The organism is Pseudomonas sp. NPDC087614 (genome assembly GCF_044743485.1).
Taxonomy (GTDB): domain Bacteria; phylum Pseudomonadota; class Gammaproteobacteria; order Pseudomonadales; family Pseudomonadaceae; genus Aquipseudomonas; species Aquipseudomonas baetica_A.
This window is the reverse complement of sequence record NZ_JBIUWN010000040.1, coordinates 42801-53563: the sequence shown is the minus strand read 5'-3', so window position 1 is coordinate 53563 and position 10763 is coordinate 42801. Positions and strand designations below refer to the sequence as shown.

Genomic DNA, 10763 nt, shown 5'->3' with positions numbered 1-10763 from the left:
GGCGTCGGCGAAGGTCATCTGCTTCATCGGAAAACTCGGCGGGTGGAATCTGGGGATTTTGCCAAAATCAGAAAGTCTTTTTCAGAGTTTTCCTAAAGGCTGGTACGGCTTGTGCCGTGAGAAATAATGTTTTCGACGTTAAATTCTCAACACCATTTCCGATGGTCGAGGAGGTTTTTCGGCGGCTCAGTTTATATATGAATCATTAAGCGAGGGCACTATCAGCATCATCGGTCGTAGCGCGCCATTGGATGAGTTTGTACAGCTTTCGATTGTGCTTGCGCGATCTATGGAAGATGGCACGTACGAATTCGTTCACCTTGGCGAAGGGGGTTCGGGAGCCTTTGTATCCCATGCCGGCATAATTACCCTTCTCAAGGGCGCAGTTTCTTTCAAGAGAGATAAAGTATCTAAAACAATTGAGGTGGTTTTTGAAACGGACTTCGAATATGACGAAGAGCATTATCATATTTCAAGTGAAAGCGTCTTTCTCAAAGCAACAGGTCCACTTTGAACTCAACGTGCTGCTTTACCCTTGAGGGCGGCGATACATTCAGCGTCGATGTCGCCTGCCCGCAAGCCTTAATGCGCAAACTGCTCATTAAGGAATTTGTGGTGTGATGTCAGGCCTTGGCGGCCATTGCGGTCACTTCCACGCGCATGCCTTCTACGGCCAGCGAGGCAACGCCTACGGCTGCACGAACCGGCCACGGCTTGGCGAAGAAGCGCTTGTAAACCTCGTTGAACGCGGCGCGATCAGCCATATCGGTGAGGTAGATGGTCAGGTGCATGACCCGATCCATCGAACTACCGGCACGTTCCAGGGCAACTTTCAGCGCTTGCAGTGTGCATTCGCTTTGTTCGGTAATGCCACCCAGTTCCAGGCTGCCATCGGCGCGGGTCGGAATCTGGGTGGAGACCATGATCCCGCCGAACGTCGCGACGTCGGAGGAAATGGAGTCGGCGTCCGGATCGGGGGTGAAGGTGATGTTTTGGTTGGCCATGGGGGTCCTTGTCTGAGCGAGTGAATATCGCGGCAGTTTACAGATTCCCTACGGACATGGCCCCTTCAGAGAAAACGTACTGGCAATCCGGATCACACAGGCAGCGTCGCCGCCTCTGCCGCGATGGCTGACAGGACACTGGGTCGTGTAGCTACGCGGCGACTATAACTGGCGAGGGCCGGCCAGTTTTCTATGTCGATATTGAAGGTCGGTAGCCATGTGAGCACGGTGAACAGATAAGCATCGGCAACTGTGAACGTACCCATCAGATAGTCCCGATCCGAAAGGCTGTCGCTCAGGTAATCCAGACGTTTGAAGAGCTTTTGCCTGAAAACGGTTTTGATCGCTTCCGGGAACTCAGCACTGAACAGCGGGGCGCTGCCACCATGGATTTCGGCGCTGATGAAGTTCAGATGTTCCTGCAACCTCGAGCGCTCCCAGGTGCCGTTGGCCGCTGCCATTGCGTGGCCCGGGCCCTGATCCGCCAGATATTGAAGAATCGCCGGCCCCTCCGTCAGGACCTCGCCGTTATCCAGTTCCAGCGCTGCAACGTACCCCTTGGGGTTGATCTTGCGAAAGTCGCGCCCGTCGGCGGTGCATTTGCTCTGGTTATTGACGCGAATCAGTTCGAACGGCAAGCCCAATTCCAGCAGGACAATGTGCGGGGAGAGGGAGCAGGTCATGGGCGCGAAATACAGTTTCATGGCACTTCCTGGCTGAAAGAAGGTGTCAGGATCACTCGTCGTCTCAGGCTTCGCAAAGGTCATTTCGAGTGTTAGCGTATGACAAAATCTCATGGCCATTGAACTTCACATGTTTGCCAGACTTCCTTCTCTCAACGGCTTGAAAGCCTTCGAATCCGCCGCTAGGCACATGAGTTTCACTAGGGCAGCCGAAGAGCTTAACGTCACGCAAACCGCCATCAGTCATCAGATTCGCCGGCTCGAAGAGGCGTTGGACGTGCCTCTGTTTCTGCGCCTCAAGGACGGTTTGGCACTTACTGAGCATGGTCAGGCCTATTTGCCCGGTATCCGTTCGGCATTCCAAGGGCTGCGCTATTCGACCGAACAATTACTGGCGTCGCGCAACAACAGTGTGTTGACCCTCAGTACCTTGGTATCGGTGGCGTCGAAATGGTTATTGCCACGTCTGCCGTCGTTTCAGCAGGCGTATCCCCATATTGATGTTCGGGTCAGCGCCTCCACCGATCTGGTGGATTTTCGCAAGGGCGGCATTGACGCAGCGATTCGTTATGGTCGGGGCGACTGGAAGGGTTTGCGCGCCGACTTCTTGATGTCTGATGAAATATTCCCGGTATGCAGTCCCGCATTGCCTGGCGGGGCGAAGGCCTTGAGCACACCAGCCGATCTTGCGAACCACACGATGCTGCAAGTCAGTGGCATGACCGCCGGAGACTGGAACACCTGGCTCAGTGCCGCCGGTCAGCCAGCGCAACTGGCCGAAGGGCCAAGGTTGACGTTTGATCTGGCGATGATGGCGGTGCAGGCCGCTGTGGACGGGCAAGGCGTATGCATGGGGCGTTCGACCTATGTCGCCGATGATCTGCGAGCAGGGCGACTGGTGGCGCCATTTGCTCTGCGCTTGAAAGATGATTTGGGGTTCTATCTGGTGGCGCCTCATGAAACGGCTGATTCGGAAAAAATAGTGGCCCTCAGGACATGGTTACTGGCGTCGCTGGACAATAACGTGAGCGGTTCAATGGAGCGTGACCACCCTGCGACTTTCTCCAATCCTGATTCTGTCGAGGGCCCTGTTTAACGCATCAAGCGCGTCGAGAAGGGCTTTGGCCTCCGCTTCTCGACTATCCCCCCAGAGGCGTTCGGCCATTTTGTTCAACGCCTGGATGGCGCGTTCGATGTCTGCGGCTGTTGCGGTCTCTTGAACGACCGGCTGTTTCTTCGGCATTGCGACATCCTCGGCAAGTGCGTGCTATGGAAACGAGATAAAAGGGGTTCGATTACTAAAGGGTATAACGTGTCGAGCACGAAGGCGTACGCTGATCATGTCATTGCTGCGCCAGGTGTTATGGGTGATGGCACCACAATCAATCCAGTAAGGCGCGAGTGCCTTGGCTGGCTCCTGCTCAAAGGGGTCGACATGCTGTCAAACCTTGAACTGCGCCACATCATCGAATCGGCTTTTTTGCCGCTCTCGTGCACATGTCAGATTGAGCCACAGGGTTATCTTCAGGCGCAGATCCATGACCCTCTATCGGGGCGGATAGAGTTGATGGTCACAGGCATTTCCATCACGTGTCTGACAGGAAACCAGGCAATAACTGCACTCGTCGATGAAATTCGCGCAGAGCTCAGCCTTGCTCATGAAATGAGAGCGTGGCCGCGTGAAAGGGCGGCGTCTTCATCTCAGGCGTAAAACGGATAGTCGATGTAGCCGCGCTGATCACCACCAAAAAAGCTGCTCGGGTCCGGGGTGTTGAGCGGTAAGCCCTCGTGAATCCGTCGCGGCAGGTCAGGGTTGGCCAGAAAAGGTCTACCGAACGCGATGATGTCGGCGCGACCTGAGATCAGTGCTCGCTCGGCGGACTCGGCGTCATACCCGCCGGCCAGAATCAGAACGCCTTTCCAGGCTTGGCGAAGCTGGGCGATGATCGCGTCCCAGCGCGGGTCGAAGTTTTCGTCCTTGACCGTCCCGACCATCGCAGGCTCCACCAGATGCAGGTAGGCCAGATTCCATTGGTTGAGCATCTCGACGAGATGACCGAACGTAGTCTCGGGTGTGTCATCGCCCATGCCCATGAATCGTCCCATCGGCGTCAGCCGCACACCGACCCGTTCAGCACCTACTTCTTCAGCGACCGCCGCTACCACCTCCAGCAGAAAGCGTGCGCGATTCTCAACGCTGCCGCCGTAATCGTCTTCGCGCTGGTTACTGTTGCTGTTAAGGAATTGATCGAGCAGATAACCATTTCCGGCATGGATTTCCACGCCGTCCATGCCGGCATCCAGCGCGTTGCGCGCCGCCCCAGATACCGTTACCCTTTTCATCGACGATAAAAGTCTTGCCGGGCACGGGTAAGGCGCTGGGCGCAACCGGCAGACCGGCGTCGGGTTGGAAGCTTGGGTGCGAAACCCGCCCGACGTGCCCAGGCAGTGCCAGCAGTTGCATCAACGCGTTGTATTTGCCCAATCATCGTGGATCGAGCCGCATCAATGTGTTTATCGACTTTCTCGTGGAAATCCTCAATCCTGACGCCCCGTCCATAACCAACGCTTGACCGGCTCTATGCGCGAGTGATTATTTTGTCTGGAGCTATTTTATTTGAGCGGGACGAGGTGGTGTTGGAGTGCAGGGCTGCGGAATTGACTGAATAGGTGCTCAAACGGTTCAGAAAGACCGGCTTGACAGTTGCGAATCCCAGAAACGGCAAAACCCTGAATAATCAGGGCTTTGTCGTATAAAGATGGCGGAGGCGGTGGGGTTCGAACGCATGGAACTGCTACCGTCGACGGTTTTCAAGTTTGAAGATTAATCCTTATTTTCAGCAGTTTAGAAGATATTTATTTCTGTTTTGCAGGGCTGGTTATGCGACTCACGCTCTCTATAATGAGTCACCGGCCATGCCTAGAGCGCTTGTTGTGTCAACTTCCCCTGATCAAGAATTTGCTGTCGTTTTACGCCGTGCTTCAAACTGCGATCTAGAAGATCTGGTAGCCATTCGGATTGAAGCCATGCGCGAGAGCCTGGAGCGGCTTGGGCGATTTGATCCTGATCGCGCGCGCGAACGGTTTCAAAGTGGTTTCGACGCTAGCAGCACGCGCCGCATAGAAGTATCAGGTGATATGGTCGGTTTTGTTGTTCTCAAAGACCATCAAAGCGAGCTTCTGCTTGACCACTTGTATGTGATACCTAGCGCCCAAGGAGCAGGGATAGGCACCGAAGTTCTCACTCAGATTTTCAGAGAGGCGGATGAGATCGGACGCCCTATTAAGGTTGGCGCTCTCAAAGAAAGCGCTTCAAATCGCTTTTATATTCGCCATGGTTTCGTATTTGTCGAAAGCGGTGAATTTGATAATTATTATGTCCGCGCCAACAGTAATACCGTTAGTTTGGGTAACTAGGCGAATCTTGATACGGTGACCAGTCAGAGGTTGTACAGCCAGATGGGCATCAACCTGTGCGGCAACAGGTCGGAAATATCACTCGCCCGCTGCGTCGGCAGACGCGTGAGAACGTCTTCCAGATATCGACCTGAGTCATGCATCGTGACTTCGGTGTACGCTTACGCATCGGGCATGTGAAATTGAAGAGCTGCTGCCGCATAAATGGCAACTCGGTTAGCTACGCGAGGCTGGATGCCCGGACAGATACTTTCGGGAGTGAGTAATGAGCAATGACGCCTGTGCTTTAACTGCGCGCATGATTCGCAATTTCAATGATGTGCCGCTGCAATACGAGCGCCGCGACCCTCTTTACGAGAGCCATGGCGCGCGCCTCGGCACTGACACCGTCGCGCAGAAACTCGGTGCGTCGGTGGACATCGTCGCGCCAGGCAAGCGTTCTTGCCCCTACCACTTTCATTATGCTCAGGAAGAGATGTTCGTCATCCTGGAAGGGTTTGGCACCCTGCGCGTGGCGGGTGAAATGTTGCCGATCCGAAGCGGCGACGTCATCTTCATTCCGGCTGGCCCCGAGTATCCGCATCAGATCATCAACACCTCGGATGCGCCGCTGAAGTACCTGTCCATTGGCACCCGAGAAACCCCCGAAGTCTGCCAATACCCGGACTCCGGCAAATATCAGGCGATGGTCACAATCAATGGGGCGCGCGCGTTCACCGCTGTGCAGCGGCCCGGGACTACGCTTAATTATTGGGACGACGAACCATGAGGGCGCCGTGTTGATGAAGCCTGCCAGAGAAATGAATTAGGGAAGTCTAGTGACACTACATCTGGTTGATTACTAACTGCTTGGGTGCGCTCGCCGGGAGGTTACCGAACACTTGCAATCCGTTCCAGTTATCGCCTTCATATCGCTCGTAATCCCATTGGTGACCCGTCTGGCGGAACAAGGATTAGACCGGGTCGGCCTAGTGAAGCTAACTTGAGCGGCGTCCAGTCAGCGCCGGGGCGACGCGATCACGCATGTTCCGCTGCCAACATTGACCTGAACTGAGAAATGATCTTTGAAGATAGCCCGGCCCCTTCGAACACCGCGCAGGTGAAGCTAATGGGTGCAGGGCCTGGAGCAGTTATGATGCGGTCTGCAACCACAGCGACCGGACTGTTTCGATAAAGCGTGCGCCCTTCATAACCTACGGCATTCTGTTGTAAGAAGTCAGCGCTGTTCGAGGTATGAGGAACCGTGTCGAGAAGCCCGGCCCTGGCAAGTGCCAGCGTTCCCCCACAGATACCTGCAATTGTCGCCCCACTTGAGCGACTGGCATGAAGAAAGTCTCGAATATCCGGTGCTTCTGCACGCTCCCAGATCGTTCCTCCAATGATGACAACAACGTCCGGTTTCCAGTCCAGACATTGCTGCAAACTGCTATCAACCGTTACAGCCAATCCGCCCTGCGAGCAGAACTGCCCCGTAGCAGGAGCGAAAAACCTGACGTCGATCCCGTAAAACGGTGACGCAGTTCCAGCAATGAAAGCATATTCCCAGTCCGCAAAACCGGGTGTCAGTATCAAACCCACACGTGCCATCAGTCAGAATCCTCCATGAATGCCAATAACGAATGGCGACAATAAACAGACATCAAGGCTGCTTCGGGTCGGTTGCTGCGCCTTATGATAGGCAGCAATCGGCCAAAAACGGCCTGTCGATAACGCTTGATCAGAACGCCGTCTTCACAACCCTACGCTTCTAGACGGCGAGCAAGTGTACCGCCTTCAGTTTGTCATTGATGCTGCGTTTCACGTACAAACTCGATGAGCGCCTGTAGCGCCGGCGGTACGTGATGCCGGTTGGAATAATGGATAAAAAACCTGCTTGGCAGGGCTTTCCAGTCTTCAAGAATTTCCACCAACTGCCCCTGCGCTATGTACTCCCTTGCCATCTCCTCATACACGTACGCCATCCCGGTACCGTCCTTCGCGGCCTGGATCATCATGGTGTCATCTCCCAGTATCAACGGCCCTGTCACGGCCAGGCGCATGGGCAGGCCTTCGGCAAGACATTCCCATTTGTACAGTTTGCCGCTGGGAAAGCGTCTGCCAATGCAAGCGTGTTCAAGCAGCCTCTGTGGCGTTTCCGGTGTCCCGCACCCCACGAGATAACCGGAGGCAGCAACTGTGACAAATCACCTGGGGAGAGCCCTCCGGGACAGCGACCATTTCACCAGTGAGGATTTCGCCGAAGTGCACGCCGGCATCGAACCCTTTGTCGATGATGTCGCTCAACCCATCGTCAGTCACCAGCTCCACATTGATGCGTGGGTATTGCCTCCCTTCAACCGCCGTATTCAGCCTTGATGCGCGATATCGAGGATCAAAACCTGCCTTATTGTGCAACGGCGCAGGTTGGAGTGATTGCCTACTCGACTTTACAATCTGGCCTACCGACCGCAAGCCTGACCCGTGAGCGGATTGCACAGTTGTCCGACGACGACTGGCGAAAATCGCGTAGCGCCGACTTCCAGGAACCTCGCCTCAGCAATAACCTCGCTTTGGTAGAAGTCATGGCAAAAATTGGGGCCAGACATGAGGTCAGTGCGGCGGCCGTAGCCATCGCTTGGGTACTACGTGATCCGGCAGTCACCGGCGCTATCGTAGGCGTACGTCGGCCCGACCTAGTCCATGAATGGATTGATCGATGCCACCAGCATTCGTCTTAGCCACGCTGAAATAGAAGAAATGAGCCCCTATTTACCTGAAGGTAGAGGGACAAATGTACCCAGCAGCGCGGCCTGAGCAACCAATGTCAATCAATTGATACGTTGCTGACATAACCTCTATGCGGGAGGTAAGGGATGACCGCGAGCGATAGGGATCGCGGCCGACAAAGCAGACACCGCCGGCCCCTTCTGCTTGGCAGCGTGTGATCTCAGGAGTCAGCTGATGGCTCCTGGAGATCCTGCCGGTTACCTGGCAGCAACAAACAGTCGAGCCACGAAGATAGCCAGTTGATTCAATAGCTCGCGTCTAGCGGTCTGTAGTTGTTCACACATGACGCTTAAATCTACGTTGGGTACTTCTTCAAAAACCACAAGTACATCCTGAAGGTTGGCATCAATTAGACCTGTGGTCATCGGCTCAAAATACTCGCGAACTCAGATTGGGCCGCAACTCCTGCGCGAGTTCAATTAACGCGCGCAGTCGCGCCGGCACGAAGCGATGGCCCGAGTAGTAGAGCCTCAACCCACCAAACGACGGGCACCACGGGATCAATACCGGCACCAGGGCGCCGCTTGCCAGTTCTTCCTGGATGAACCACTCGGAAATGAAACCAATGCCAAGGCTCAACAACACGGCCTGTTTGATTGCCAGCATTTCGTTGGAGGCGAAGCACACTGGCAGATCCATCTGTACTTTCTGGCCATCGCGCTCCAATTCCCACTGGTATAGGCCACCATGGGCCATGCGCATACCGATACTCCGGTGGGTGAGTAGATCTCGCGGATGCTCGGGCACGCCGTGGCGTTCGAGGTACTCGGGCGTTGCTACCACGAGCATCCGGACGTCACCCGACAGTGCCACGGCAATCATGTCTTGCGGCACAGACTCTGCCAGGCGAATCCCGGCGTCGAAGCCACCGGCGATGATGTCGACCATGCTTGATTCGCTGACGATGTCGATGCGTACTTCGGGATAGCGCTGCGCGTACTGCTTCAATAACGGCTCCAGCAACAAGTAGGCCGCGCCATGCGGTGCATTGATGCGCAATGTGCCGCTGGGTTCATCGGGGCCGACGCTGGCCTCTTCGCCGGCACTTTTGATCTGTGCCAACGCAGGTGCGATGCGTGCCACATAGCGTTGGCCGATGTCCGTGAGGGCAACACTGCGCGTCGAGCGATTGAACAGACGTACCTTCAGGCGTGCTTCCAGACCAGCCACCGCGCTGCTCACGGCGGTAGTGGACATGCCCAATTCCTGTGCAGCGCCGCGAAAACTGCTGCGGCGCGAAACGGCCAGTACGACTTCCAGCTCGGTCATTCCTGATCTGTGCATGGATTGTCCTGAATATAAGGATGGTTCATATGCCAAAGGATGGCTTATCGGATTAATGAACCCTTCATAGACTTCATCACAATGGCTCGATTCAGGCGAGTCATTTTGAGCGAGGAGTCATCATGCAGCGCATTGAACACATCTACATCAACGGGGAGTTCGTTACGCCACACGGCCAGGAATGGTTCGACCTTCATAACCCGAGCACCGAGGAAGTCATTGGTCAGGTTCGGTTGGGCGATGCATTGGACGCACAGCGTGCCATCGCAGCAGCCAAGGCGGCGTTCCCGGCGTGGGCTCGTACAAGCCGGGAAGAACGCATTTCGGTATTGCAACGCATGCACCAGGCCGTGGCGGCAAAGGAGGAAGAACTGCTGGAAGCCATCCTCGTGGAATACGGCGCACCTGCGAATCGCGCGCGCTCGATGGCGACTTACCCGGCCGATGTGATCGCGCAAGCAATCGATGCACTGGAGGCGTTCGATTTTGAGGAGCAGGTCGGCATGGCCAGGGTCATTCTGACGCCCGTGGGCGTTGCCGGTCTGATCACGCCCTGGAACAGCAATGCGGGTTTCATCTGCAACAAGCTGGCCACCGCGCTGGCAGCAGGCTGCACTGCCGTCATCAAGCCAAGCGAGATGAGCGCGTTACAGACGCAGGTCGTGGTCAGTGCGTTGCACGAAGCGGGGCTGCCACCGGGTGTATTCAATATCGTCAACGGGCGAGGCGATGTAGTAGGTGAGGAAATCGCCCGTCATCCCGATGTTGCCAAGATCTCGTTCACGGGGTCGTCCGCTATCGGGCGACATCTGGTAAAAACCGGTGCTGACACCATGAAGCGTGTGACGCTCGAACTTGGCGGCAAGTCGCCCACCGTTGTGCTTGACGATGCGGATTTCCACGCAGTGATGCCGTTAGTAATGCAAACCGGATTTCTCAACAGCGGCCAGGCTTGTATCGCGGGCACTCGCATCCTCGTGCCACGCAGCCGGTTGGCAGAGTTCGAGCGGATTGCGAAGGAGGGTGTCTCACAGATTCAATCGGCTGATCCGCGAAACGCCAACACCGACATAGGCCCGATGGTGAGCCTGAAACAATGGGAGCGGGTGCAGCGCTACATCCGCACTGGCCAGGAAGAAGGCGCGAGGTTGTTGGCAGGTGGCGAAGGTCGCCCGGACGGCTTGCATGCCGGATGGTTCGTGAAGCCCACGATCTTCACTGATGCCAACAACCGGATGCGCATCGCGCGTGAGGAAATCTTCGGCCCCGTGCTGACGATCATCCCCTACGAGGATGATGCCGATGCGATCAGCATTGCCAACGATACGGACTATGGGCTGAGCGCCCTGGTGCTGGGAAAAAGCTCCGAACGTTGTATGAACGTCGCCCGTCAGATCGATTCGGGACGCGTGCTCATCAACACCTTGGCCCACGAACCGCGTGCCCCCTTCGGTGGATTCAAGCAATCAGGGCTTGGGCGCGAAATGGGCAAGTGGGGGATGAGCGCGTATCTGGAGCCCAAGACATTACTCAGGTACGACCCGTTGGAATGACTGGGCCAGTGGGGTCCGAAAGGCAGGGTTGCGCAAATGGCAGAAAAGATGCGGAA

At 55.8% G+C, this 10763-nt stretch carries 11 protein-coding genes and 5 pseudogenes; 8 read left to right on the top strand and 8 right to left on the bottom strand.

Going from position 1 to position 10763, the window contains the following annotated elements:
• Window positions 1-247: 247 nt before the first annotated feature.
• Window positions 248-514, top strand: a complete 267-nt coding sequence (locus ACIOWA_RS16355) for a hypothetical protein (protein ID WP_401160728.1) — start codon at window positions 248-250, stop codon at window positions 512-514.
• Window positions 515-623: 109 nt separating this feature from the next.
• Here the strand turns inward: ACIOWA_RS16355 and ACIOWA_RS16350 are convergent, their stop codons facing one another.
• Complete coding sequence (locus ACIOWA_RS16350) at window positions 624-1004, bottom strand: RidA family protein (RefSeq protein WP_401160726.1); 381 nt, start codon at window positions 1002-1004, stop codon at window positions 624-626.
• A gap of 92 nt (window positions 1005-1096) precedes the next feature.
• Complete coding sequence (gstA, locus tag ACIOWA_RS16345; protein ID WP_401160724.1) at window positions 1097-1708, bottom strand: glutathione transferase GstA; 612 nt, start codon at window positions 1706-1708, stop codon at window positions 1097-1099.
• Window positions 1709-1817: 109 nt separating this feature from the next.
• On the opposite strand from gstA, the gene ACIOWA_RS16340 reads away from it, so the two are divergent.
• Complete coding sequence (locus ACIOWA_RS16340) at window positions 1818-2783, top strand: transcriptional regulator GcvA (protein ID WP_339496041.1); 966 nt, start codon at window positions 1818-1820, stop codon at window positions 2781-2783.
• Here the strand turns inward: ACIOWA_RS16340 and ACIOWA_RS16335 are convergent.
• Complete coding sequence (locus tag ACIOWA_RS16335) at window positions 2721-2930, bottom strand: hypothetical protein (protein WP_339433034.1); 210 nt, start codon at window positions 2928-2930, stop codon at window positions 2721-2723. The genes ACIOWA_RS16340 and ACIOWA_RS16335 overlap by 63 nt on opposite strands.
• On the opposite strand from ACIOWA_RS16335, the gene ACIOWA_RS16330 reads away from it, so the two are divergent.
• Entirely contained in the window at window positions 2904-3398 is a 495-nt protein-coding gene (locus ACIOWA_RS16330) for a DUF1652 domain-containing protein (RefSeq protein WP_401160721.1), read from the top strand. The two genes, ACIOWA_RS16335 and ACIOWA_RS16330, sit on opposite strands and share 27 nt — an antisense overlap.
• Here the strand turns inward: ACIOWA_RS16330 and ACIOWA_RS16325 are convergent.
• Window positions 3389-4127 (bottom strand): annotated as a pseudogene (locus ACIOWA_RS16325) (alkene reductase); the annotation flags it as partial. The gene ACIOWA_RS16330 and the pseudogene ACIOWA_RS16325 overlap by 10 nt on opposite strands.
• 1 nt (window position 4128) lies before the next feature.
• On the opposite strand from ACIOWA_RS16325, the pseudogene ACIOWA_RS16320 reads away from it, so the two are divergent.
• Both ACIOWA_RS16320 and ACIOWA_RS16315 read left to right on the top strand, forming a co-directional pair.
• Window positions 4129-4260 (top strand): annotated as a pseudogene (locus ACIOWA_RS16320) (LysR family transcriptional regulator); the annotation flags it as partial.
• Between the two features lie 361 nt (window positions 4261-4621).
• Window positions 4622-5104 carry a GNAT family N-acetyltransferase gene (locus ACIOWA_RS16315; RefSeq protein WP_401160734.1) on the top strand — a complete coding sequence of 161 codons (483 nt, stop codon included), beginning with the start codon at window positions 4622-4624 and terminating at the stop codon, window positions 5102-5104.
• 23 nt (window positions 5105-5127) lie between these two features.
• Here ACIOWA_RS16315 and ACIOWA_RS16310 read toward each other — a convergent pair.
• Window positions 5128-5244: pseudogene (locus ACIOWA_RS16310) on the bottom strand (transposase domain-containing protein); the annotation flags it as partial.
• 125 nt (window positions 5245-5369) lie between these two features.
• On the opposite strand from ACIOWA_RS16310, the gene ACIOWA_RS16305 reads away from it, so the two are divergent.
• Window positions 5370-5873, top strand: coding sequence for a cupin domain-containing protein (locus tag ACIOWA_RS16305; RefSeq protein ID WP_401137062.1), 504 nt, complete (start codon window positions 5370-5372; stop codon window positions 5871-5873).
• Window positions 5874-6121: 248 nt separating this feature from the next.
• Here the strand turns inward: ACIOWA_RS16305 and ACIOWA_RS16300 are convergent, their stop codons facing one another.
• Together ACIOWA_RS16300 and ACIOWA_RS16295 are read right to left on the bottom strand one after the other, a co-directional pair.
• Window positions 6122-6691 carry a DJ-1/PfpI family protein gene (locus tag ACIOWA_RS16300; protein WP_401160719.1) on the bottom strand — a complete coding sequence of 190 codons (570 nt, stop codon included), beginning with the start codon at window positions 6689-6691 and terminating at the stop codon, window positions 6122-6124.
• Between the two features lie 194 nt (window positions 6692-6885).
• Window positions 6886-7429, bottom strand: a pseudogene (locus tag ACIOWA_RS16295) (LysR substrate-binding domain-containing protein); the annotation flags it as partial.
• On the opposite strand from ACIOWA_RS16295, the pseudogene ACIOWA_RS16290 reads away from it, so the two are divergent.
• Window positions 7426-7897, top strand: a pseudogene (locus ACIOWA_RS16290) (aldo/keto reductase); the annotation flags it as partial. The pseudogenes ACIOWA_RS16295 and ACIOWA_RS16290 sit on opposite strands and share 4 nt — an antisense overlap.
• Before the next feature lie 342 nt (window positions 7898-8239).
• On the opposite strand, the gene ACIOWA_RS16285 reads toward ACIOWA_RS16290, so the two are convergent.
• Window positions 8240-9154, bottom strand: a complete 915-nt coding sequence (locus tag ACIOWA_RS16285) for a LysR family transcriptional regulator (RefSeq protein WP_339466719.1) — start codon at window positions 9152-9154, stop codon at window positions 8240-8242.
• Window positions 9155-9276: 122 nt separating this feature from the next.
• On the opposite strand from ACIOWA_RS16285, the gene ACIOWA_RS16280 reads away from it, so the two are divergent.
• Window positions 9277-10707, top strand: a complete 1431-nt coding sequence (locus tag ACIOWA_RS16280) for an aldehyde dehydrogenase family protein (protein ID WP_401160717.1) — start codon at window positions 9277-9279, stop codon at window positions 10705-10707.
• The last annotated feature ends 56 nt before the right edge of the window (window positions 10708-10763 follow it).